This is a genomic window from Thauera butanivorans NBRC 103042 (genome assembly GCF_001591165.1).
In the GTDB taxonomy this organism is placed as follows: Bacteria; Pseudomonadota; Gammaproteobacteria; order Burkholderiales; family Rhodocyclaceae; genus Thauera; species Thauera butanivorans.
In genome coordinates this window covers 67,873-91,601 of the sequence record NZ_BCUG01000011.1, presented here as the reverse complement: position 1 = coordinate 91,601, position 23,729 = coordinate 67,873, and the positions used below count along the sequence as shown (strand labels likewise).

At 65.1% G+C, this 23,729-nt stretch carries 20 protein-coding genes and 1 pseudogene; 3 read left to right on the top strand and 18 right to left on the bottom strand.

From position 1 onward, the window contains the following. Positions 1 to 64: 64 nt before the first annotated feature. From hemE to TBU01S_RS05775, 9 genes are all read right to left on the bottom strand, one after another. On the bottom strand, positions 65 to 1,135 hold the full coding sequence (hemE, locus tag TBU01S_RS05815) for a uroporphyrinogen decarboxylase (protein WP_068635692.1): 1,071 nt from the start codon (positions 1,133 to 1,135) through the stop codon (positions 65 to 67). Positions 1,136 to 1,234: 99 nt separating this feature from the next. Then, positions 1,235 to 2,692, bottom strand: a complete 1,458-nt coding sequence (locus TBU01S_RS05810) for a TrkH family potassium uptake protein (RefSeq protein WP_068635691.1) — start codon at positions 2,690 to 2,692, stop codon at positions 1,235 to 1,237. Between the two features lie 15 nt (positions 2,693 to 2,707). Then, complete coding sequence (gene trkA / locus TBU01S_RS05805) at positions 2,708 to 4,111, bottom strand: Trk system potassium transporter TrkA (protein WP_068635690.1); 1,404 nt, start codon at positions 4,109 to 4,111, stop codon at positions 2,708 to 2,710. A gap of 92 nt (positions 4,112 to 4,203) precedes the next feature. Continuing rightward, positions 4,204 to 5,451 carry a sigma-54-dependent transcriptional regulator gene (locus tag TBU01S_RS05800; protein ID WP_068635689.1) on the bottom strand — a complete coding sequence of 416 codons (1,248 nt, stop codon included), beginning with the start codon at positions 5,449 to 5,451 and terminating at the stop codon, positions 4,204 to 4,206. Positions 5,452 to 5,456: 5 nt separating this feature from the next. Continuing rightward, positions 5,457 to 7,577: a sensor histidine kinase gene (locus TBU01S_RS05795; protein WP_068635688.1), complete on the bottom strand. Its 2,121-nt coding sequence runs from the start codon at positions 7,575 to 7,577 to the stop codon at positions 5,457 to 5,459. After that, positions 7,574 to 8,188, bottom strand: a complete 615-nt coding sequence (locus tag TBU01S_RS05790; RefSeq protein WP_068635731.1) for a DUF4390 domain-containing protein — start codon at positions 8,186 to 8,188, stop codon at positions 7,574 to 7,576. The genes TBU01S_RS05795 and TBU01S_RS05790 overlap by 4 nt, the downstream gene beginning before the upstream one ends. Beyond that, complete coding sequence (gene rsmB / locus TBU01S_RS05785; protein ID WP_068635730.1) at positions 8,139 to 9,389, bottom strand: 16S rRNA (cytosine(967)-C(5))-methyltransferase RsmB; 1,251 nt, start codon at positions 9,387 to 9,389, stop codon at positions 8,139 to 8,141. The genes TBU01S_RS05790 and rsmB overlap by 50 nt, the downstream gene beginning before the upstream one ends. Positions 9,390 to 9,575: 186 nt before the next feature. Next, complete coding sequence (speE, locus tag TBU01S_RS05780; protein WP_068635687.1) at positions 9,576 to 10,460, bottom strand: polyamine aminopropyltransferase; 885 nt, start codon at positions 10,458 to 10,460, stop codon at positions 9,576 to 9,578. A 122-nt stretch (positions 10,461 to 10,582) separates the two neighbouring features. Next, positions 10,583 to 11,353 carry a TSUP family transporter gene (locus TBU01S_RS05775; protein WP_068635686.1) on the bottom strand — a complete coding sequence of 257 codons (771 nt, stop codon included), beginning with the start codon at positions 11,351 to 11,353 and terminating at the stop codon, positions 10,583 to 10,585. A 620-nt stretch (positions 11,354 to 11,973) separates the two neighbouring features. Here TBU01S_RS05775 and TBU01S_RS05770 point away from each other — a divergent pair. Further along, positions 11,974 to 13,071, top strand: a complete 1,098-nt coding sequence (locus TBU01S_RS05770; RefSeq protein ID WP_068635729.1) for a carboxynorspermidine decarboxylase — start codon at positions 11,974 to 11,976, stop codon at positions 13,069 to 13,071. A 36-nt stretch (positions 13,072 to 13,107) separates the two neighbouring features. After that, positions 13,108 to 14,367 carry a saccharopine dehydrogenase family protein gene (locus TBU01S_RS05765; RefSeq protein ID WP_068635685.1) on the top strand — a complete coding sequence of 420 codons (1,260 nt, stop codon included), beginning with the start codon at positions 13,108 to 13,110 and terminating at the stop codon, positions 14,365 to 14,367. Positions 14,368 to 14,391: 24 nt separating this feature from the next. On the opposite strand, the gene TBU01S_RS05760 is transcribed toward TBU01S_RS05765, so the two are convergent. The 4 genes and pseudogenes from TBU01S_RS05760 to TBU01S_RS25080 all read right to left on the bottom strand — a co-directional run. After that, entirely contained in the window at positions 14,392 to 16,704 is a 2,313-nt protein-coding gene (locus TBU01S_RS05760) for a 2OG-Fe(II) oxygenase (protein ID WP_217999575.1), read from the bottom strand. Positions 16,705 to 16,724: 20 nt separating this feature from the next. After that, positions 16,725 to 17,384, bottom strand: a complete 660-nt coding sequence (locus TBU01S_RS24460) for an ATP-binding protein (RefSeq protein WP_217999574.1) — start codon at positions 17,382 to 17,384, stop codon at positions 16,725 to 16,727. 87 nt (positions 17,385 to 17,471) lie between these two features. Beyond that, positions 17,472 to 17,654, bottom strand: a complete 183-nt coding sequence (locus TBU01S_RS24725; protein WP_245650858.1) for a hypothetical protein — start codon at positions 17,652 to 17,654, stop codon at positions 17,472 to 17,474. A gap of 124 nt (positions 17,655 to 17,778) precedes the next feature. Continuing rightward, positions 17,779 to 17,892, bottom strand: a pseudogene (locus tag TBU01S_RS25080) (hypothetical protein); the annotation flags it as partial. 327 nt (positions 17,893 to 18,219) lie between these two features. Here TBU01S_RS25080 and TBU01S_RS05750 point away from each other — a divergent pair. Further along, positions 18,220 to 19,269 carry a Fic family protein gene (locus TBU01S_RS05750; protein ID WP_068635684.1) on the top strand — a complete coding sequence of 350 codons (1,050 nt, stop codon included), beginning with the start codon at positions 18,220 to 18,222 and terminating at the stop codon, positions 19,267 to 19,269. On the opposite strand, the gene TBU01S_RS24450 is transcribed toward TBU01S_RS05750, so the two are convergent. The 5 genes from TBU01S_RS24450 to rnpA form a co-directional block, all read right to left on the bottom strand. Then, the gene (locus TBU01S_RS24450; protein WP_068635683.1) at positions 19,184 to 19,951 is read right to left on the bottom strand and encodes a tyrosine-type recombinase/integrase; all 768 of its coding nucleotides are present in this window, start codon (positions 19,949 to 19,951) and stop codon (positions 19,184 to 19,186) included. The genes TBU01S_RS05750 and TBU01S_RS24450 overlap by 86 nt on opposite strands. Positions 19,952 to 20,135: 184 nt before the next feature. Continuing rightward, positions 20,136 to 21,515, bottom strand: a complete 1,380-nt coding sequence (mnmE, locus tag TBU01S_RS05740; RefSeq protein ID WP_068635682.1) for a tRNA uridine-5-carboxymethylaminomethyl(34) synthesis GTPase MnmE — start codon at positions 21,513 to 21,515, stop codon at positions 20,136 to 20,138. Then, a complete protein-coding gene (gene yidC / locus TBU01S_RS05735; RefSeq protein ID WP_068635681.1) occupies positions 21,487 to 23,139 on the bottom strand; it encodes a membrane protein insertase YidC in 1,653 nt (550 codons plus the stop codon). The genes mnmE and yidC overlap by 29 nt, the downstream gene beginning before the upstream one ends. 20 nt (positions 23,140 to 23,159) lie before the next feature. After that, positions 23,160 to 23,369 (bottom strand): membrane protein insertion efficiency factor YidD, encoded by a 210-nt coding sequence (gene yidD / locus TBU01S_RS05730; protein WP_068635680.1) that lies wholly within the window; start codon positions 23,367 to 23,369, stop codon positions 23,160 to 23,162. Continuing rightward, positions 23,366 to 23,728, bottom strand: a complete 363-nt coding sequence (rnpA, locus tag TBU01S_RS05725) for a ribonuclease P protein component (RefSeq protein ID WP_088178839.1) — start codon at positions 23,726 to 23,728, stop codon at positions 23,366 to 23,368. Before rnpA ends, yidD begins: the two co-directional genes overlap by 4 nt. Position 23,729: the final 1 nt, after the last annotated feature.

Here is a 23,729-nt window from a genome sequence, read left to right as displayed (position 1 = left end):
GCGAAGTGCTTTTCGCGGCTGAAGCCGCTCCTACGTGCTCAAACGAACGGTATTGCCCTTACCCTTAGCCCTGCGCGCGCAGCTTGCGGCTGTGCTCGTGCACGGTATCGACCAGCACCGTGACGTTGTCGGGCGGGGTGAACTGCGAGATGCCGTGGCCGAGGTTGAAGATGTGGCCCGGATGATTGCCGAAGGAATCCAGCACGCGACGGGTTTCGGCGGCCACGGTCTCGGGCGGGGCGAACAGCACGTTGGGGTCGAGATTGCCCTGCAGCGCGACCTTGTCGCCCACGAGCTGGCGGGCGCGGCCGATGTCCATGGTCCAGTCCAGGCCGACCGCGTCGCAGCCGATGGCGGCGATGGATTCCAGCCACAAGCCGCCGCCCTTGGTGAACACGATGCTGGGCACGCACTGGCCGTCGCGCTCGCGGATCAGGCCGGCCACCACCTGCTCCAGGTAGCGCAGCGAGAACTCGCGGTAGGCCGCTTCGGACAGCACGCCACCCCAGGAGTCGAACACCATCACCGCCTGGGCGCCGGCTTCGATCTGGGCGTTGAGGTACTTCACCACCGCCTGCGCGGTGACGTCGAGGATGTGGTGCATCAGGTCGGGGCGGCTGTAGGCCAGGCTCTTGACCTTGCGGTAGTCGCTCGACGAACCGCCTTCGACCATGTAGCAGGCCAGCGTCCATGGGCTGCCGGAGAAGCCGATCAGCGGCACGCTGCCGTCGAGCGCGCGGCGGATCTCGCTGACGGCGTCCATGACGTACTGCAACTCGGCGTGCGGATCGGGCGCGCTGAGATTGCGGATCTCCCATTCGTCCTTCAGCGGGCGCTCGAAGCGCGGCCCCTCGCCTTCGGCGAAGTACAGGCCGAGGCCCATCGCGTCCGGCACGGTGAGGATGTCGGAGAACAGGATCGCGGCGTCGAGCTCGTAGCGCGCCAGCGGCTGCAGCGTGACTTCGCAGGCCATCGCCGGGCTCTTGCACAGCTGCAGGAAGCTGCCGGCGCGCTTGCGCGTCTCGCAGTATTCCGGCAGGTAGCGGCCGGCCTGGCGCATCAGCCAGACGGGGGTGTATTCGGTGGGCTGGCGCAGCAGAGCGCGCAGGAAGGTGTCGTTCTTGAGACGGCTCACGTCGAGTCCTCATGGCGGTCGTTCGGGCACAAGCCGCGATTATCGCCCGTCGACCGCCCGGATGGGCTTGTTGCGTGTCAAACAGGCAGGGGAATCGCCTCAGCGCCGCCAGAAAGCCGGTGTCAGCACCACCAGCACGGTGAAGATCTCGAGCCGGCCGAGGATCATCGTGAACGCCAGCACCCATTTGTGGAACATCGACAGGGCCTGGTAGTTGCCGCCCGGCCCGACCGCTTCCAGGCCGGGGCCGGTGTTGTTGAGGCAGGCGATCACGGCCGAGAAGGCGGTGAGCAGTTCCAGCCCGGTGGCGGAGAGGATCAGCGTCAGGCAGGCGATCGACACCATGTAGGTGAAGCTGAAGCCGAGAATGGCGTGCAGGATGTTGTCGGGCACGGACTGCTTGCCGATGCGCACCGGCTGCACCGCGTTGGGATGCAGCGAGCGCACGATCTCGCGCAGCACCTGCTTGTACAGGATGATCGCCCGCATCATCTTGATGCCGCCGCCGGTGGAGCCGGAACAGGCGATGAAGCTGCCGAGGAACAGCATCCAGACCTGGGCGAACATCGGCCAGGCGGAATAGTCCTCGATCACCAGGCCGAGCGAAGTCGAGATCGACACCACGTGGAAAGCCACGCTGCGCAGGGTGTGGAGCGGATCGTCGTGGCTCTGCCAGTACAGCAGGTAGATCGTCAGCATCGCGATGCTGAACGCCAGCGCGCCGAAGTAGAACGGAATCTCCGGATCGCGCGAGTAGGGCCGCAGCGAACCGCGCACCAGGGCAAGATAGTGGGTGGCGTAGTTGAGGCCGGCCAGCAGCGCGAACAGCATCGCCACGAGCTCGACGTTCAGGTTGGCGAAATGGCCGAGCGAGGCGTCCTTGCTCGAGAAGCCGCCCAGGCCGGTGATCGAGAAGGCATGGATCAGCGCATCCCAGCCGTCCATCCCTGCCCCCCACAGGCTGAAGCCGCAGGCGACGGTCAGCAGCATGTAGGTCAGCCACAGCCCCTTGGCGGTCTCGGTGATGCGCGGCGTGAGGCTGGAGTCCTTCATCGGCGTCGGCACTTCGGCCTTGTAGACCTGCCGGCCGCCGATGCCCAGCAGCGGCAGGATCGCCACCACCAGCACGATGATGCCCATGCCGCCGATCCAGTGCATCTGGGTGCGCCAGACGTTGATCGATATCGGCAGGTCGTCGACGCCGGACAGCACCGTCGCGCCGGTGGCGGTGAGCCCGGACACCGCCTCGAAGTAGGCATCGGTGAAACCCAGCGCCGGCATGTAGCCCATCAGCGGCAGCGCGCCGAACAGCGGCAGGATCACCCAGGTGGCGACGACGAGGAAGAAGCCGTCATGCACCCGCAGGTCGCGGCGCACGCCGCGCGTGGCCAGCCACAGTGCCAGCCCGGCGGCGACGGTGACCAGGATCGCCTTGTCGTAGGCCAGCGCCGCGCCGTCGTCGAGCCACAGCGAGACGCCGAGCGGGAAGCCCATCAACAGGCCGAAGATCATGATGATCAGGCCGAGCGCGTTCAGCGCGGGACGGTAGGCGCGCATGCCGGATCACCCTTGTCAGAGGAAGTGGAAGCCCACCTGGAAGACCTTCTCGACCTTGCGCACCAGGTTCTTGTGGGTACAGAACACGATGACGTGGTCGTTCTCCTCGATCACGGTGTCGTGGTGCGGCATGATCACCTCGCGCCGCAGCAGGCGGCCGTCGTCGCGCCTGACGTCGCGCACGATGGCGCCGATGGTCGCGCCCTTGGGGAAGGGAATCTCTTCGATCGGCCGCCCCACCACCTTGGAGTCCTTGCGGCTGCCGTGGGCGATGATCTCCAGCGCTTCGGCGGCGCCGCGCCGCAGGCTGTGCACCGCCACCACGTCGCCGCGGCGCACGTGCGCGAGCAGGGTACCGATCGAGGTGTGGGCAGGCGAGATGGCGATGTCGATCGGCCCGCCCTGTACCAGGTCGACGTAGCTCCGGCGGTTGATCAGCGCCAGCGTGCGGCGCGCGCCCATGCGCTTGGCGAGCGAGGCCGACATGATGTTGTCTTCCTCGTCGTTGGTCAGGGCGACGAACAGGTCGGTCTCGTCGATACCTTCGTTCTCGAGCAGCTTCTCGTCGGTCGAATCGCCGCGCAGCACCAGCGCGCGCGAAAGCTGGCCGGCCAGCAGTTCGGCACGCTCCTGCCGCGTCTCGATGATCTTGACGTGGTAGTTTTCCTCGATCGACTGCGCCAGGCGGAAGCCGATGTTGCCGCCGCCGGCGATGATGATCCGGCGCATCGGCTTGTCCGAACGGCGCAGCTCACGCATCACCTGGCGCACATGCACGGTGGCGGCGAGGCAGAAGACTTCGTCGTCCGGCACGATGATGGTATCGCCCTGCGGAATGATCGGCACGCCGTTGCGATAGATCGCGGCGATGCGGACTTCGACGTTGGGCAGGTGGAACTTGAGCGCCTTCAGCGGATGCCCCACCAGCGGTCCACCTTCGAAGGCGCGCACGCAGATCAGGCTGAGCACGCCGTCGGCGAATTCCAGCACCTGCAATGCCTCGGGGAAGGCGATCAGGCGCTCGATGTAGTCGGTGACGACCTGCTCGGGGCAGATCGAGAAATCGACGGCGAAATTGTCCTCGTCGAGCAGTTCGGGGTGATCGACGTAATCGGTCGAGCGCAGCCGCGCGATGCGCGTCGGCAGGTTGAACAGCGCCTTGGCGATGCGACAGGCGCACAGGTTGGTCTGGTCGGACTGGGTGACGGCGATCAGCAGGTCGGCATCGTCGGCGCCGGCTTCGCGCAGCACCCTGGGTGATGCTGCATTGCCGCACACGGTACGCACCTCGAGCCGGTCGCGCAGCACCCCGAGGCTATCGGGGCTGGTGTCGACGAGGGTGATGTCGTTGGCTTCGGAAGCCAGGTTTTCCGCCACCGAGGCGCCAACCTGGCCGGCACCGAGAATGATGATCTTCACCGCACGCTTCCGCAGGACGTATCGGCGGGGATTCTACGCTGCTCTGCACAATCGCGGAACAGGATTGTTGCAGCGCAGCATCCGCTGGCGGCTCAGTTCTCCTCGTGCCGTCGCCCCGCCTGCAGGCCGAGTTGCTTGAGTTTGCGGTAGAGGTGGGTGCGTTCCAGCCCGGTCTTCTCGGCCAGGCGCGTCATGTTGCCGGCCTCCAGCCGCAGGTGGTGCTCGAAATACAGGCGCTCGAATGCTTCGCGCGCCTCGCGCAGCGGCTGGTCGAACGATACCCCGATCGAACTGGCCGCGGCATCGGGCGGCAGCAGGCGGCGCACGTCGCCGGCACCGATCTCCTCTTCCAGCGTGCCGAGCGCGAGCGACTTCACTGCGGCGCGCAGCTCGGCATAACCGCCCGGCCACTGCAGGTTGCGCATCTGGTTGAGCGCGGCGGTGGAGAAGTTGCGCAGCGGCACTTCGCCGCCTTCGACCAGGTGCAGCAGGATCTGGCTGGCGAGTTCGGGCAGGTCATCGCGTACGTCGGCAATCGACGGCGGCGCCAGGCTGACTTCGAACAGCCGCGACACCAGCGCTTCTTCCCAGCCTTCGGCGAGCAGCGCTTCGGCACTGCGGTCGGTGGCGGCCACCAGGCGCAGATCGTAGCGGTCGAGCCGATCGACGGCGAAAGCCAGGTTCTTCTGCTGTGCGCGCGACAGGCGTGCCAGTTCGCCGACGAACAGCACGCCGCCCTGGGTCGCCTGCAGTTGGCTGATGTCGAGCGGCGCCGAGATCGCGGCGAGGTCGAGCCAGGCGGCCCGGCCGTTGTTGACGCTGCGCGCGACCAGTTCGGCGAGGCTGCCCGCGCCCACCCGCAGCAGCAGCAGGCGCGAGCTGCTGGCGATCTGTTCCACGCGGCGGCGCAGTTCGCGCAGCGGCACCGAGCGGGTGAAGGCGGCCAGCGTCAGCGGCGCCGGCGCGCCGGGCGCGAGCGGACGCTGCAGCCCGCGCTTGACCGCAGCCAGCAGCTTCTGCAGCGCAATCGGCTTTTCCAGGTAGTCGATCGCGCCGATGCGCGTCGCTTCGACCGCAGTGTCGATGGTACCGTGGCCCGACATCATCACCACCGGCATGTTGAGCTGGCCGTTCGCCGCCCATTCCTTCAGCAGCGTGATGCCATCGGTATCAGGCATCCAGATGTCGAGCAGCACGATGTCGGGCCGTCCGGCATTGCGCATCGCCCGCGCCACCGTGGCATTCTCGGCGAGCAGGATGTCGTAGCCCTCGTCGCGCAGGATCTCCGACAGGAGTTCGCGGATGCCGATTTCGTCGTCAACGATGAGTATCTTTGCCATTGTGTTCAGTCTTCGTCATTCGTTTCGGCCGGGCGCAGCCGGATGCGGATCTCCGCCCCGCCGCCGTCGAGATTGGCCAGGCGGACATCGCCGCCGTGTTCATCCACGATCTTCTTGACCATCGCCAGGCCCAGCCCGGTGCCGCGCGACTTGGTGGTGAAATAGGGCTCGAAGGCATGCGCCAGCACTTCGGCCGGGAAGCCCGGGCCATTGTCGCGGAACATCAGCACCACGCGCTCGCCCTCGCGCCGGGTGATCACCCTCACCTTGCCGCCATCGACGCCGGCCAGCGCATCCTGCGCATTCTGCAGCAAGTTGTGGATGACCTGCCGGAGCTGGCTGGCATCGCCGCGCACGCGCGGCAGGTCGGCAGCCAGCTGCGGCCGGATCAGCGACGCGGCGCTCTCGTACAGGTGCAGCACCTCGCGGATCAGCGCATTGAGGTCGATCATCGCCAGCTGCGGCGCCGGCAGGCGCGCATAGTCGCGGAAGGCGTTGACCAGGTTCTTCATCGCCTCGACCTGGTTGACGATCGTCGTCGTGCCGCGCTCCAGCATCTCGCGGCCGCTGTCGTCGAGCTTGTCGGCGAGCTTGAAGGCCAGCCGCTCGGCCGAGAGCTGGATCGGCGTCAGCGGGTTCTTGATCTCGTGCGCCAGGCGCCGCGCCACTTCGCCCCAGGCCGCGGTGCGCTGCGCGGCGATCAGGTGCGAGATGTCGTCGAACACCACCACCAGCCCGCCGCCACTGCCCTCGGGCAGGCGCGAGCCATGGATCAGCAGCGTCAGCGGCGTGCTGTCCTTCACCGGCAATTCGATCTGTGCCTGCCAGTCGCTCTCGTGGGCGGCAAAACCATCGAGCAAGGCATCGCGGAAGCGTTCCAGGCGCGGCCATTCGGCCAGCGTGATGTCCTCGAAGCCGGCCAGGGCGTCGTCCAGGATCTGCTCCGCGCCATGGTTGGCCGCCCGCAGCCTGCCGTCGGGAGAAAAGGCGAGCACGCCGGTCGACAGGTTGGCGAGCACGCTTTCCAGGTAGGCACGTGCCGACTCCACCGCGGCGCGGTTGCGTTCGGCCGCCTCCCGGGCTTCTTCGAGCTGGCGCGTCATGCGGTTGAAGGACTGGGTCAGCACCCCGAGCTCGTCGCGCGCCGGCAGCGCCTGGCGCGGGCTGAAGTCACCCTGCGCCACCGCCTGCGTGCCTTCGGCCAGGATCAGCAGCGGCGCCGCCAGGCGGCGGGCAATGATGAAGGCGGCAGCCACCGCCGTCAGCAGTGCCAGCAGCAGCGTCATCGTCAGGGTCAGGGTGTAGATGCGGTTCAGGCCCTCGCGGCCGAGCGTGAGCTGCTGGTATTCGCGGTAAGCGTCCTGCACCGCCTCGGCGTGACGGCCGAAAGTCTCGGGCACGGCCTGAGTCAGTTGCAGCAGCTTTGGTTCCCCCGCCAGCGTGCGCAGCGGAATCTGCGTGATCACGCGAATCACCAGGCGGCCGTCGGGCTGGCTCTCGACGGCATGGAACACGCGCACTCCGCGCGCCTGGCGCAACTGGTTGGCGCTGGGCAGGTCGGGGATCAACCCGGCCGAGGCATCGGCCGCCATCGCCAGGATCTGGCCGTTGGCCGTCAGCACGGTGGCACCACCGACCACCGCCCGTTCGCGCAGGCGGTTCAGCAGCGCCGGCGAAACCCGCTCCACGCCTTCCAGTTCCAGCACCATGTCGGACGCCTTGTCGCTGACCTGGCCGACGAGATAGTCGAGCGCGTTCTGGCCGAGCGCGATGCCGCCTTCCAGCGCGGACTCCACCCGCACGTCGAACCAGCTCTGGATGCTGCGCACGACGAACTGCAGCGATACCGCATACACGACCACGCCGGGCACCACGCCCATCAGCGCGAACATCAGCACCAGGCGGTACTTGAGCCGTGAGCCGAACTGGCGCGTGCGGTACTCGCGCCACAGCTGGCGCAACTGCACGCCGACCAGGCCGGCCAGGGAGACGACCAGCACGCCGTTGAGCGCGAACAGATAGGGATAGCTGCTGACGAAGAGTTCGGTGTTCGAACTGGCCGAGGTCAGCAGGAAGAGCGAGATCGCAGCCAGTGCTGCCGCAACGATGAGCAGGAAGCGCTTCATCGCTGGCCCGCCACCCCGGGCAGGAAGGTCCAGGTGGCCCAATCCGTGCCCAGGTTCCAGTCGCGGCCGCCGATCACCGTCACCTGGAAAGGCTTGGGCAACTGGCTGGTATCGAGCCGGAAGCGCAGTGCCACCTCGTGCGACTGGCCGGCAGCAAGCTGCGAGGTGTCGGCGATCTGCCAGTTGCGCACGCGCTGCATGGTGCGCACGGCGGCGTCGAGGTCGTCGAAGCTCTGGTGGAAGCTGCCGATCGACAGCCGGTAGCTGCGGGTGATCGCATGATAGGACAGGCGGTAGTGCAGGCTGCGATCGACGACGACTTCGTTCAGCCAGTACCAGCGTGGCCGCTCGATGCGCAGCTCGGTGACGAAGTACAGCGACACGCCGCGCGCCACCGCATCGGCGAGGCGGGAGTTGAGCTCGATGTCGATGTCGGCATTGAGCACGTAGCCGCCGTCGCCTCGCACGATCTCCGCACTGCGGATGCGGGCGTCGTCGGCATGCACGGCGGGCACGAAGGCGAGCAGCACCAGCAGCGTGCAGCAGGCACGCAGCAGGCGCTCAAGCCTTCTTGCGCAGGCGGGCGAAATAGAAGCCGTCATGATCGGCATCGGGCAGCAACTGGCAATCGGGAAAACCGTCGATGGGATCGGATTCGGCATCGGCGTGGTGGCGGAGGAAAGCGGCAAGCTGCGCAGCGTTCTCCTGCCCGAACACCGAGCACGTGACGTAGAGCATTGTGCCACCCGGAGCCAGGGTATGCCAAAGCGCATCGACGATGCGGGCCTGCTGGGCGGCGAAGCCGGCGATGTCCTCGTCGCGGCGCAGCCACTTGATGTCGGGATGGCGGCGCACCACGCCCGACGCCGAGCACGGCACGTCGGCCAGGATGCGGTCGAACGGACGCCCGTCCCACCAGGTCTCCAGCCTGGCGCAGTCGGCCACCTGGATGCGCGCCTCCAGGCCGAGGCGGTCGAGGTTGGCGCGGATGCGCTGGGCACGCAGCGGGTCGAGCTCGAGCGCCGACAGCTCGATGTCGGCCAGTTCCAGCAGATGGGCCGTCTTGCCGCCGGGCGCGGCGCAGGCGTCGAGCACCCGCTCGCCGGCCTGCGGCGCCAGCAGCAAGGCAGCGCGCTGGGCACCGGCATCCTGCACCGACACCCTGCCCTCGGCGAAGCCCGGCAGGCGCGCGACCGGCAGCGGCTGGGCCAGCAGCACGGTCTGACCGCTGACCGCCCGCAGCGCGATGCCTGCTGCTTCCAGCTCGGCGACGACCGCGTCCACCTCCGCCCGCCGCCGATTCACCCGCAGCGCCATCGGCGGACGCTGCCTGCCTGCTTCCAGGATGGAACGCCAATGCTCGGAATGATCCGCCCTCACCCGCGTGATCCACCAGCGCGGATGCGTGTGGCGCGCCTCCTCGTCCGCTTCGACCCAGGATGTCCATAGCTGTCGCTGGCGCAGGGCGTTGCGCAGCACGCCGTTGACCATGCCCTTCAGCCCCGGCATCGCCACCGCCGCGGCCTGCACCGTCTGGTCCACGACAGTGTGTGCCTGTTCGGGCCGCTGTTCGAGCCGCGTCAGCGCGACCAGCAGCAAACCATGGATGAGCACGGCCGGCGGACTGTGCAGGAACTGCTGCAGGACGGCATCGCCCGTCCCGTAGTCCCTCAGCGTCGACCAGGCCAGATCGCGCACCGCACCGCGGGTGGCATCCGGCCACGCGGCGTGATCTGCAGCCATACGTTCGAAAGCATCGGTCAGATTGCCGCCTTCCATCACGCCGGCAACGAGTTCGGCCGCGCGCAGCATGGCGTAGCCGAGGCTGTCTTCGGGCAGCACCGGGCGTGGAGCGGGAGCGCTACTGCGCCCCGACGAAGAAGGATGGGCATTGGCCGTACTGCGGGGGCGGGAATGCGGGGGCGCCGCACGCGAGCGCCTGGACGGGGGAGAACTCACTGGATGTCGAAGCCTTGCGGCGCGCGGCGCCGGCCTTCGTCAGGCCAGCAATGCGCGCAGATGATTGGGGAGCGCGAACTGCGCGTGATGTACCGCGCCATTGTAATGTTGAAGCCCGCCGATTCGCCGCTTCACGATGCGGCGATCGATCTCATCGGCATTCACTGAAAGCGGATCGAGCCGATCGGAAGCGGTCGCCAATCCCCACAGACTGCCATACAAGGGAATGTGGACGAAATAAGGCCGCACGCAGGCAAATACCTGTCTCAGGCGCCGTACCAGGCTGCCGACCCGTTCGGACTGGAAGAAAGCTGCGCCCAGATGCAGGCTGAGCGCGCCATCTTCTGCGAGCAAGGCACGGCAAGCACGGAAGAAGTCCTCGCCATACAGCGCTTCGGCCAGGCCTTCCGGATCGGTCAGGTCGAGCACGATCAGATCGTAGCGACCGGCGATCGCAGAAGCGTCGATGGTGACGTAGCGCAGACCATCACCAATGCAGAGTTCGACGCGCGGATCGTCGAGAGCGCCGTGATGCACGTCCTGCAGGTAGCGGCGCGAGATGTCGACGACCTTTTCGTCCAGTTCGACGATCTTCACATGCTCGATCGTCGGGTGCTTCAGCAACTCCTCGGCCGAGCCACCGTCGCCGCCACCGATGACCAGCGCCCGGCGCAAGCCATCGTGTGCCATGCCCGGCACGTGTATCAGGTTTTCGTGGTAAAGGAACTCGTCGCGCTCCGAACTCATGAAACAGCCGTCGAGCCGGAACAAACGACCGAGGCGCGGAGTTTCCCAGACTTCGTAGTGCTGGAAACGAGATTCGCCCGCCTCCAGCAGGCGTCCAGCCTTGAGGAAATATCCGGCGTCCTCGCTCAACCACTCGGATAACAGCCCTGCCGGCAGCAGAGGTTTCGTATCAGTCATGCTGCTGATCTCCCCGGCGCTCGGCCAATCACACGAGCGCCCGATGTCATCGATCCGAAGGCAGCCAATCCGAGCATTCTCGGGTAGCTGCCATCACTTGTTCCACGTGAAACAAAGTGCTGTCAGCGAAGGAAGGTATCGTAGGCAAGCCGCGCGATCAGCACCGTCACCACCGCCAGGAACATCCTGCGCACGAAGCCGGAGCCACGCTTCAGTGCCATGCGCGAACCGATCAAGGCACCGCAAAGATTGCACAGCGCCATCACCAAGCCCAGCTTCCACATCAATTCGACCGTGCTGGCAAAGTAGGCGATCGCCGCGAGATTGGTCGATACATTCAGGACTTTCGCCGATACCGAAGCCCGCAGGAAGTCCATGCCCAGCAGGCGGATGAACAGGAAGATCAGGAAACTGCCCGTCCCCGGCCCGAAGAAGCCGTCGTAGAAACCGATCACCGCGCCGATGCCCAGCGCCAGCGCAATCGAGCGCCGGCCATGCGCCGGTTCGGTGGAAACCGTACCCAGATCCTTGCGCACGAAGGTATAGAGCGCAACGAGGATCAGCAACACCAGTATCAGCGGCCGCAGCACAGCCGGATCGAGAAACACCACCGCCTTGGCGCCGTACCAGGAACCCAGCAGCGCTGCGGCTGCTCCCGGTCCGACCACCCGCCAGGGTATCTCCACTCGCCGGCTGTACTGGACTGCCGCACTCGTGGTGCCGACGATGCTGGCGATCTTGTTGGTGCCGAACAGGTTTGCCGGTGCGCTGGCGGGGAAAGCCGCGAGCAAGGCAGGTATCTGGATCAGCCCGCCACCGCCGACGACTGCATCCACGAAGCCGGCAAACATGGCGGCAAGGCCCAGCGCTACGAAAAGAAGTTCGGTATCCATCATTTGTTTCACGTGGAACACATCGGAGTGTCGGCAATGCGAGGATGCCGGCACGCAACGCAAGCGCCCGTTTCTCCTTCGGCAGTTGCGCTACCAGGGCGCTTGAACATGCGTCGCGCGCAGCGATCTTACCCGGAACGGCAGCTTCCGCACGCCGTGCGTGCACACCCTCGGGGCCATCTGTGGATATCACACAGAGAGCCAATGGAAACAATGGCTTGAGACTCCGGGGCAGTTGACTTAGAATGGCGCGTCCGGCACCCCGCCGGGCCATCTGCTGGTTGGAGAGGACGCCATGTCAATAGACGCCCTGTTCCAATTGGGGATCGTATCAGTTCGTCTGAACACCTCCCAAACGGAAAACAGCCCAAGACCGCGATCATCGCAAGGGTCTGGGCAGCGCCTGCCCGTCGTGCGCATCAGTTGTCATCGCACGCCGCTCGATCTCAGGCCATTCAGTCGCAGACCTTGCCAGGCTCTGCACCACCGCCGAATACCCCATTGAATCTGGCCTTTTCGGCCAGTGCCTCTACGACACACCCGCGGCATGGCACAGCACGCCGCGGCCCGATTCATTTGCACCCGGCTTTGGATAGGTGCAGTTTGGCCATTGCGACATCGTGATTCAGACACCCTACTACCTGATCGACAAATCCCGCCTGCTACAGAATCTGCAGCGCATCGACCTCGTCCGCAAGCAGTCCGGCGCCAAGATCCTGCTCGCGCTCAAGTGCTTCGCGACCTGGTCGGTCTTCGATCTGATGCGTGAATACATGGACGGCACCACCTCGTCCTCGCTGTACGAAGTGCGGCTCGGGCACGAGAAGTTTGGCGGTGAAACCCACGCCTACAGCGTGGCCTACGCCGACCATGAAATTAACGAAGTCGTCTCCCATGCCGACAAGATCATCTTCAACAGCCTGAGCCAGTTCGAACGCCACGCCGGTCGCGCCGCCGGCAAGCCAATCGGCCTGCGCCTGAATCCGGGCGTCAGCAGCTCCGGCTACGATCTCGCCGATCCGGCCCGGCCCTTCAGCCGCCTGGGCGAAGTCGATCCTGCGCGCGTCGCGCCCTTCATCGGCCAGATCAGCGGCTTCATGATCCACAACAACTGCGAGAACCGCGACTTTGCCCGTTTCGACGCCCTGCTCGGCGAAATCGAAACGCGCTTCGGCGCCCTGCTCCCGCAGGTCGAATGGGTGAGCCTGGGCGGCGGCATCCACTTCACCGCCGACGACTACCCGCTGGACGCCTTCTGCGCCCGCCTGCGCAGCTTCTCGGAACGCTACGGCGTGCAGGTCTACCTGGAGCCGGGCGAGGCCGCGATCAGCGACAGCGCCAGCCTGGAAGTCAGCGTGCTCGATACCTTGTACAACGGCAAGCAACTGGCCGTGGTGGACGCCTCGATCGAGGCCCACATGCTGGACCTCCTGATCTACCGGCTGCAGGCCCGCGTCGAACCCAATGCGGGCCCGCACCGCTACCTGATCTACGGAAAGTCCTGCCTGGCCGGCGACATCTTCGGCGAATTCGATTTCCCACAAGCACTCGAAATCGGCCAGCGGCTGTCGATCCGCGATGCCGCCGGCTACACGATGGTCAAGAAGAACTGGTTCAACGGTCTGACCATGCCCTCCATCGCCGTGCGCGAGCTCGACGGCACGGAACGGGTGGTACGCCAGTTCGGCTACCACGACTACGCAGACAGCCTGTCCTGAGCGCAAGCCAGGCATTCCATCGCAAGGAGCTGACAGATGAAACCCAATGTCCTCATCATCGGTGCCGGCGGCGTGGCCCATGTGGTCGCGCACAAATGCGCACAGAGCAACAAGCAGTTCGGCGACATCCACCTCGCCTCCCGCACGCTCGGCAAATGCCAGGCGATCATCGATTCGGTACACGCCAAGGGGAGCCTGCAACGCCCCGGTGCGCTGCACGCCCATGCGCTCGATGCGCTGGATGTGGCCGCCACCGAGGCACTGATCCGCGACACCGATGCCCGCATCGTCATCAACGTCGGTTCGGCCTTCCTGAACATGTCGGTGCTGCAAGCCTGCCTGCAGACCGGCGCGGCCTACATCGACACCGCCATCCACGAGGAGCCGGACAAGATCTGCGAAGCGCCCCCGTGGTACGGCAACTACGAATGGAAACGGCGTGAGGCCTGCGAAGCGGCCGGCGTGACGGCGATCCTGGGCGCCGGCTTCGACCCCGGCGTGGTCAACGCCTACGCCCGCCTGGCCTGCGACGAATACTTCGACCGCGTCGACGCCATCGACATCATCGACATCAACGCCGGCCGCCACGACCGCTACTTCGCCACCAACTTCGACCCCGAAGTGAATTTCCGCGAATTCACCGGCACCGTCTGGTCCTGGCAGGACAAGCAATGGACGCCCTCGAAGATGTTCGAGTACCGCAAGGACTGGAACCTGCCCGTGGTCGGCAAGCAGACCGCCTACCTCACCGGCCACGACGAGCTGCACTCGCTGTCGCAGAACCTCGACGTGCCCAACATCCGCTTCTGGATGGGCTTCAGCGAGCATTACATCAACGTGTTCACCGTGCTCAAGAACATCGGCATGCTGTCTGAAAAGCCGGTGCGCACCGCCGAAGGCCAGGAAGTCATCCCCCTCAAGGTGCTCAAGGCCGTCCTCCCCGACCCCGCCTCACTCGCCCCCGCCTACACCGGCAAGACCTGCATCGGCAACATGATGCGCGGTGAAAAGGACGGCAGGGAACGCACGGTATTCATCTACAACATCTGCGATCATGCAGAGAACTACCGCGAAATCGGCAGCCAGGCGATCTCCTACACCGCCGGCGTCCCCGCTGTCGCCGCCGCGCTGCTGATCGCCGACGGCACCTGGGACGTGCGCCGCATGGTCAACGTCGAAGAACTGCCGCCCCGCCCCTTCCTCGCGCTGATGGCGAAGATGGGCTTGACGACCTGGGTGCGGGAAGGGGAACGCGACGTGCTGCTGGAGGAGCAGGCGGAGACGGTGGGGGTGTAGGGTCGAGCCCGGACATGGACAGCTTCACTGGACGAAGCTGTCCTCCACCTGCCGCAGCCAGGCCAGATCCTTTGCCCATTGTTTTCGCGCTGCAGCTTCGCGCTCGAACAAGGCCTTGGTCTTTTCCAGCACCAGGGTGTAAGGCCGGCCGATACGCCGGGTTTCGTACCTGACCGGCAACTCGTGGCGGCCGATGAATTGCTCGACGAGCTGGCGCTTCTCCTGGGCCAGCGGCCACTCCAGGCTTTGCTGCGACGAGGATTCCAGGAAGTTCGCCAGGTTCTTGCCCAAGTCGCCCGCAAAAATCGCGGGCATCAGGATGGCCCAATCGCCCCTCGCACGCTCGGGCAGCGCCAGGCTTGCGGCCAGCAGTTGCAGGCAGCGCGCATGCACCGGCCCCAAGCCGAGACCGGGCACGTCCGCCAGCCCGGCAGCAGCCGCGCGCAGTACCCCAAGCGGCACCGCCACGGGCAAGTCAGCGGACAGCAAGGTATCGATGATCGGCTGCCGCAGATCCGGGCGGCAGCCATCGCGGCTGCCCCGGATCAATGCCAGCAAGGCCGGGCCGGTTTTTTCCAGCGCCCGCATCCTGGCGCTGCCGGTACTGTGCGCCAGCACTTGTCCGATATGCTTCTGCAGCCAGTTCCAGCGCTCCTCCACCAAAGCAGCGGCCAGCGCCGGACCATTCATGTTCGCCGCCGCACCGAAGGCCGCGGTCAATCCCGGCAGCGTATGCGCCAGCCAGGCGAGCTGGCAGTCGGGATCCTGATACGGCGCGGCCCACTGGCGCAGGCGCCCGGCACACCAGGCCAGGCCATGCCGTTTCATCAGCCGCAACAGGCACGGCGCCATTTGTCGCGTCAGCTCCCGCAAGGAGAATGGCGCCAGCAACATGTCGGCAATGTCCGCGTCCTCGATCAGCGCCGCCACCGGCAAAGTGGCGTCGAGCAAGGCAGCATCGGCCCTGTGTGCCGCCCGCTTCCAGAAAGGCTGCAGGCGCCGCGCCCACACCAATGCCTGTGCTGCATCGCCGGCTTCCAGCCTGTCGGCGATCTGCTCGATGGCCCAGTGCGGCGACTGCCGGGCACGGATGACAAACGCGTTCTCGCGCGACCACATCACCACGGCAGCACGGTGGTACCAGCGATCGAGCGTGTTGCCGTAGTTGCCCATGTAGCCCTGATACTCGGACTCGAACGGCGTGCAGTCGGACGATGGACGGGTGAAACATAGCTCATGGCGGGCAACGAAGCTGGCCTCGGAGTCCAGTTCGCTGCCATCGAGGGCAAGCCAGTGGCGCAGTTCGATGTCGCTGTCGATCAGTTCCCCCAGAACCGGCTCGGCAGCGACATCGTCGTCGTCGGCCATTTCTTCTTCATCGTCCGCGTAGTCCCAATGCCCGTATTCCCCGGGGTCGTCCTCGGCCGACCAGATTTCGTGCACATCGGCCAAAGCCAGAAAGATCTCCGCATCCAGTCGTTCCGCCACCTTGCGCAGAGCGGCCACACGCACCGCATCCGCCCCCTTCAGCCGTGTCCAGGACAGGCCGCTCTGCGTGTATTCGTGGTCGAGCAGATAGACCAGCCGGTCCGGCGGCTCGCTCTCGTCATCATCCCCCCGGCCTGGCTGCGGCGGCTGCCAGAAGGCGTTCACAGCATCGGCCAGCGCGGCGAGCGTCTGCGCCGACACCTCGGCCGGCTTCGCGCCGCCTCGCGCGATCAGGTTCCAGGTCAGCACGACACGGTAGCCCTGCTTCACCGGACGGACTTCATGGTGGCAATCGGCGTAGAAGGCGACCATGCTCAGCCGACTGGCCGAGCCGCGTGCACGCAGCGTCCGGCCCTGGTGGGAGACCACGAAATCACCCCCGGTGAAACGCGACGGCAGCGTCACGACCAGCGTACCCAGCATTCCATCCGTCTTTTCCGAATCCTGATGCACGGCGAAGAACTGGCCCGGCGCATACACCAGCAGGTTGTGCAGCTCGGCGTCGAGCTGAACGTCGGACGGCAGCCCCAGCTCGCGGGCAATGCGCGCCAGCGCGCGGCCGAGCACGGATGGCCATTGCCACGAATCGAAGCGGATGGCGCTGGCGGGAATCTCCCAGGTGTCGCGCACGCGCGGATCGAGCCGCGTCTGATCCTTGTAGCCGTGATGCGCCGGTCGCGCCACCGCGCACAGGCGATGCGCGCTGTGGATCGTCACCGGCAAGGGCACATCGCCCACGCCTTCGACATGCAACTGCGGATCGGCTTCGACGGTGAAGCGCGTGGCGAAATCGCCGCTGCTGCCAAGCTCGGCCAGCAATAGCGAGAGTGTCTCGGCGGTAGTGCGCATCCGGAATATCCCTTCATTCATCAGGCATCGCCCGCCCCCACCCAATGCACTACCGGCTGCACCACGAAATCCACTTCATGCTTGCGTTCGCGCCAGTAATGCAGGGAGCAATCATCCGCCATCGCGGCATTGGCCAAGTCTACTGCATCCCACTCCATCAGCTTGAGGTCGTGAAACAGTCGGGCAAGATGCTCGTTACGGCGTACGGTCGTGTGCAGGACGTTCTGCGGTGTGACACCCAAGGGAAGCAAGCCGGGATTGACGACTTCAAGCCGGTCGGGGTGCAGGTTCAAGAAGATGTCGCCCCGCTGAGTGTGGGGGCGATGCGCAAGGGCATTGACCAGCAGTTCACGCACCACGATCTCATCGAATGCGGGCAGGTTCTGGCGATACAGGTTATCGGGCAATCCGTAACGCTCACGAAAATCGGGCACGTCCTGCCAAACGGCTTCGATCAGTTCCATCGGGTTCAAGGTATGGTCGTCCCAGACCAGCTTGTTGACCTTCTGGGCATGCTCGTCGTATTTGATGAACTGGATGACCGGAGCGGTCGCCAGTTGCGCCCGGCGCTGCTGCTTGCCGATGCAGAGGAGACCAAGATGGGTCAGGTACTGGCCCTGGGCAAGCTGGTAGTGATCAAGCAGTTCCTCGTCATCCTTTTCCTTGACGGACGCCTTCACACGGTCGGATGCGCGCAGGGCGTCCAGCAGGCGGTGGAGCTTGCCGGAGTCGCGCTCCGTGCGTGAGATATGCAGGGTTGTCTGGGTCTACCAGGGCAGCGCACTGCGCTCGGTAGCCAGACGCATCACCTCGTCACCAGTGACCGGTTTGCTCTGGTCTGCGACGCGCAGAAAGTAGCGGCCATCGGTGATCGAAGCGACAGCCGTGGCACGCGGAATGCTCAGGTCGATGTATTGGCCGCCATTGGCGGCCGTCAGAATGTTGGGCAACACCACCCACATTGACCGTACGCTCGGCAAGCTTGCGCCGCAATGTGTCCGGCAGGTCGACAGGAATCTGCTGATCCGCAGGCGGAATGCTGTGATCATCTTCGATACCGATCAGAAGATGGCCGCCCGTCGCGTTCGCGAAGGCCACACAATCCTTGACCAGTTCTCCCCAATCGGCTGTCTTGCCCAACACGGCACGCAGCGATTTCCTGTCGAGCAGCTGTCCCTCCTGGCTCATCGGCAGGATCTCCTCATATCTGTGGCCATCAACAAACCGAAGTCGCACCAACCGCAAAATTACCTGACGACACAGGTTGTGATCGACTCACTTCCCGATACAGAAGGGTTGATTGAGTCGTATCTTATTGACTTATAAGTATTTATTGTGACCGCCTAGTGTCGCTTGGGCCTATTCTTGGACCCTTCAGTGCATCCCTCGCCGGACTTCCAGGGCACGCGGCCCTTAGCTTTGGAGCACTATGCCTGCTCTGACAGAAATGGGTGTAAATGGGGGTGAGAATGGCTGGAATTATAATTGGGTGTAAATGGGTGTACTATTGGTTCCATGATCCGCACAGACTCCCTCCAGATCACCACCGACATCCTGGGCCTGATCGCCGGGATAGACGAATTCAAGGGCGCGTGGCGTGCACTTGGCACGCTGGCACCGGATCGGCTGTCGGCACTTCGGCGGGTGGCCACGATCGAGAGCATCGGCTCCTCGACCCGTATCGAGGGCAGCAAGCTGTCGGATCGCGAAGTCGAGCGCTTGTTGTCCAACCTGCAGATCAAGCCGTTCGAGACGCGCGATGAGCAGGAAGTCGCTGGTTATGCCGAAATCATGGAACTGGTGTTTACGTCTTGGCAAGACATCTCGCTGACTGAAAACCACATCCGGCAATTGCACCGCGACCTGCTGACCTACAGCGAAAAGGATGCCTGGCATCGCGGCAATTACAAGACCACCAGCAACAGCGTGGCTGCCTTCGATGAACACGGCAAGCCGTTGGGCGTTGTCTTCGAGACTGCCACGCCTTTCGATACACCACATCTGATGACCGAATTGGTAACTTGGTTCAACGAGGAGCGCAGTCACGGACGCTTGCATCCACTGCTACTCATCGGCATCTGGGTGGTGGTGTTTCTGGAGATTCACCCTTTCCAAGATGGCAACGGTCGCCTGAGCCGGGTGTTGACCACGTTGCTGCTGTTGCAGGCCGGCTATGCCTACGTGCCCTACAGCTCGCTGGAAAGCGTGATCGAGCAGAACAAGGAAGCCTACTACCTGGCGCTGCGCCAGACACAAGGCAGCATCCGCACCGATGCGCCGAATTGGCAGCCTTGGCTGGTGTTCTTCCTGCGCGCGCTGTCCCAGCAGGTACGTCGCCTGGAACGCAAGGTCGAGCGCGAGAAGCTGGTGCTAGCCAAGCTGCCGGACCTGGCGCTGCAGATCGTCGAATTCACGCGCGAGCATGGCAGAATCACCATGGCCGAAGCCATTCGCCTGACCGGCGGCAACCGCAATACGCTCAAACAGCACTTCCGTACGCTGGTGGAACAGGGGCATTTGGTCCAGCAGGGGGGCGGGCGTGGGACGTGGTACGAGTTGCGCTAGTGGTGGGCAACGGGTGGGGTGAGCCTGCACGCGTGGAGACAGTATGACGGACCACCGCGATGAGATCGCCCGCCTTCGTGCCGAGAATGCCCGTCTGGTCGGCCTGCTCGAAGCGCACGGCATCGTTTGGCAAACACCTGCCCCAGCTCCCAAGTCTCCGGCAACTTTTGCGCACGCGGAACTCGGAAAACAGCGGCTCATCGCCGACGTTGTCGAGCACAAACGCCTGCTCCCGCCCGAATTGCCGCCACAGCATGCGCTGCCACTCACGGACCGGCTTGCTGCCGATGTGCGGCAGGATGTCCTTTTCCAAGTAGCGGCGCGGCATGGTCACGTCCTTGCGATCGCGTGACTGGATGTCCTTGAAGAAGCGTTCGGCGAAGTCGGCCACGGTGGCGTCTTCTGCCCCAGCCACTTTTTCCTGCTGCTTCTTCTTTGCCGGCGACTCCCCCATCGCCACCTGGTGGGCCGCCTCGTCCCGCTTCAGGCGGGCGTTCTTCAGCGTCAGTGCGGGGTACTTGCCCAGCGTCAGCTTCTCGTACTTGCCATTCAGCCAGTAGCGGTAGCGCCAGACGACGCCACCGGTGGGGAAGACCTCCACATACAGCCCCCGATCATCGGTGACCGTATAGGTCTTGTCCTTGGGCTTGAGTGCCTTGAGAGCAGTGTCGGTCAGTGCCATCTCATCCTCCGTATGTCCAATTAGAGGGATGGAAGACAAGAATCCAGCTACTTGGAACCAAACTTGGACATAAAAACGAGTGGCTTTGACTGTATCACCGAATCACTCTGTAGACAAAAACTCCTTTATTTACAATATATTCTGTCAAATCAGAAGACATCAGTGGATGTCCCTGGACTCCACATCACTTCCCGATGCAAAACCTCGAAAAGATCACCCCCAGTAGATCGTCCGCCGTGAACTCCCCGGTGATCTCCCCCAGGCTTTCCTGCGCCAGGCGCAGTTCCTCGGCGAAGAGTTCGAGCGCAGCCGATTGAGCGGCGGCGGATTCGACGTGGGCGAGGGCGGCGCGCAGGGCGTGGAGGTGGCGTTCGCGGGCGAGGATGACGTCTTCGCCGTGGGCGTGCCAGCCGGCGATGCGCAGCAGTTCGGCGCGGACGAGGTCGATGCCGGTGCCGCGCTTGGCCGAGACTTGCAGGCGGATGCGGCCGCCTGGTTCCCCGGGCTCCTCGATCCGCCCGGCCGCCAGGCCCGCGAGGTCGATCTTGTTGACGACGGTGATGCGTTCCACCCCCCGCGGCAGGCGGGCGTCGATGGATTCGCTGGCTTCGGGCGTGGTGTCCGTCGCGGCGGCGCTGGCGTCGACGAGGCGCAGGATGACGTCGGCGCGTTCGATTTCGCGCCAGGTGCGTTCGATGCCGATGCGTTCGACGGTGTCGGCGGTTTCACGCAGGCCAGCGGTGTCGATGATGTGCAGCGGAATGCCTTCGATCTGGATCGTCTCGCGCAGTGCGTCGCGGGTGGTGCCGGCGATGTCGGTGACGATGGCGCGGTCTTCACCGGCGAGCTGGTTGAGCAGGCTGGATTTGCCGACATTGGGTTCGCCGACCAGCACGACGTTGAGGCCGCTGCGCAACAGCGCACCCTGGCGGGCGCGGTCGAGCACGCTTTCGAGCTTGTCGCGGATTTCTTCCAGACGCGGCATCGCGCGCGCGCGTTCGAGGAATTCGATTTCCTCTTCGGGGAAGTCCAGCGTCGCTTCGACCAGCATGCGCAGATCGATCAGCGCATCGACGATGCGGTGGATTTCTTCCGAGAAGCGGCCGGACAGCGAACGCACGGCGGAGCGGGCGGCGGCGGCGGTCGAGGCTTCGATGAGGTCGGCGACGCTTTCGGCCTGGGCGAGGTCGAGCTTGCCGTTGAGGAAGGCACGGCGGGTGAACTCGCCCGGTTCGGCGAGCCGCGCGCCGAGTTCGAGGCAGCGCGCCAGCAGCATCTGCATGACCACCGGGCCGCCGTGGCCTTGCAGTTCGAGCACGTCCTCGCCGGTGAAGGAGGCGGGCGCGGGGAAATGGAGCAGGATGCCTTCGTCGATGGCTTCGCCGGCGGCATCGACGAAGGCGGAGAACATCGCCCGGCGCGGCTGCGGCACGCGGCCGCAGAGTGCGGCGGCGAATTCGCTCAGGCTGGCGCCCGAGACGCGAACGACACCGATGCCTCCCCGGCCCGGTGCCGTCGCGATGGCGGCAATGACGTCAGGCGTCCTTGCTGCCGGGTTTTGCACTTTCGATCATCCGCGTGATCTGCCATTGCTGGGCGATCGACAGGATGTTGTTGACCACCCAGTACAGCACCAAGCCGGACGGGAACCACAGGAACATGAAGGTGAACACGATCGGCATCGCCATCATGACCTTGGCCTGGATCGGGTCGGGCGGCGTCGGGTTCAGCTTCATCTGGATCAGCATGGATGCGCCCATGATGATCGGCAGGATGAAGTAGGGATCCTTCGCCGACAGATCCTGGATCCAGCCCAGCCACGGCGCGTGGCGCATCTCGACGCTGCCCAGCAGCACCCAGTACAGCGCGATGAACACCGGGATCTGCACCAGGATGGGCAGGCAGCCGCCGAGCGGGTTGATCTTCTCGGTGCGGTAGAGATTCATCATCTCCTGCTGCATCTTGGCCTTGTCGTTGCCGTACAGCTCCTTCATGCGCTGCAGGCGCGGGCCGAGCACGCGCATCTTGGCCATCGACTTGTAGCTGGCCGCCGACAGCGGGAAGAAAATGATCTTGAGCAGCACGGTGACGAGGATGATGGCCCAGCCCCAGTTGCCGGTCAGCTTGTGCAGCCACGACAGCACCCAGAACAGCGGCGCGGCGATCACCGTCAGCCAGCCGTAGTCGACCACCAGGTCGAGCCCCGGGGCGATGCCTTCGAGCTTGTCCTGCTCCTGCGGGCCGGCGTAGAGGCGGCTGCCCACCGTGGCTTGCGCGCCCGGTTCGATCGAGGCCACCGGCATGATCAGGCCGGCCGAGAACAGGTTGTTGCCCAGCGGGCGGGCGAAGTATTCACGCTGCGCGCCCTGCTCCGGCAGCCAGGCGCTGACGAAGTAGTGCTGCACCATCGCCACCCAGCCGTCGCTGGCGTTCTTGACGAACTTGGCCTTGCCTTCGGTGATGTCGTCGAAATGCACCTTCTGGAACTTCTCGGCGTCGGTGAAGAAGGCCGGGCCGGTGAAGGTGTTCACGCCGAAGGCTTCGACCTGCTCGGCGGGGTTGCCGTCGCGGGTGAGCTGGAAGTAGGCGTGCGGAGCGATGGCCTGGCCGCTGCCGTTGTTGATTTCGTAGCTGACGTCGATCAGGTAGCTGCCGCGCTGGAAGCGCATCACCTTGGTGACCTGCAGGCCGTTCTGCTCGGGCGCCTGCAGGCGCAGCTCGACCTGATCCTCGCCGTCCTTCAGCGCCAGCTCGGAAGCCGGCAGCACGAACAGCGTCTTGTGCGTCGGCAGGCCTTCGCCGATCAGGCCGGACTGGGCGAAATACTGGTGGCGGACCGAGCCGTCGTCCAGCAGCACGAAGTTGGCGTCGCTCTCGCCGCTGGCCTGGTGCTGCTTGAGTTCGAGGCGGACGATGTCGCCGCCCTCGGCGGACACTTCGGCACGCAGCAGGTCGGTCTCGACCACCACGCGCGGCGCCGTGGCGGTGGCGGCCTGCCCGCCGGGCACGGCGCTCTGGCTCGCAGCCAGACCGGCCGACGGCGTCGGCACCGAACCGTCGGCCGCTGCGCCGGCAGCCGTCGTCGCCTGGACCGCCGGAGCGGGGTTGTTATGCTTGATCCAGCCTTCCCACAGCATCACCAGCGAGAAGGAGAAAACCAGGAAGAGGATGAGGCGGCGTTGATCCATCGGATTCGTTCTGTCTCAGGTCAGGGAACGGGATCATACCCGCCCGGATTGAAAGGGTGACAACGCCCCACCCGTCTTGCCGCGAGCCAGCCGCCGCGCAGGGCGCCGTGGCGCTGGATGGCTTCGATCGCGTACTCGGAGCAGGTCGGATGAAAACGGCAGTTGCGCCCCAGCATGGGGCTGATCGCATAGCGGTAGAAGCGCAGCAGGGCGATCAACAAGGTTTTCATGGCCGGGGCAGCTTTTGCAGCAAGGCGAGCAGGTCCTGGTTCATCTCGGCCCGTGTCGCCTTGGCGACCGGTGCATGCAGGCGGACGACCATGTCGACCGCGGGCAAGGATTCACGATTGCGGCGAAAGATCTCGCGCGCGATGCGCTTCACCAGGTTGCGGGTGTTGGCGCGCTTGGCGAGCTTCTTGGCCACCACCACGCCCAGCCGGGCCGTATCGAGGCCATTGGGGCGATAGTGCAGCATGTAGAAGCGCCCGCGCAGTGCCCGCCGAAAAGCAAAAACGGATGAATACTCATCCGTTTTGTGCAATCTGTGAGCGCTGCGGAAACCCTGGTCAGCGCCCGGGGGCAACGTCACC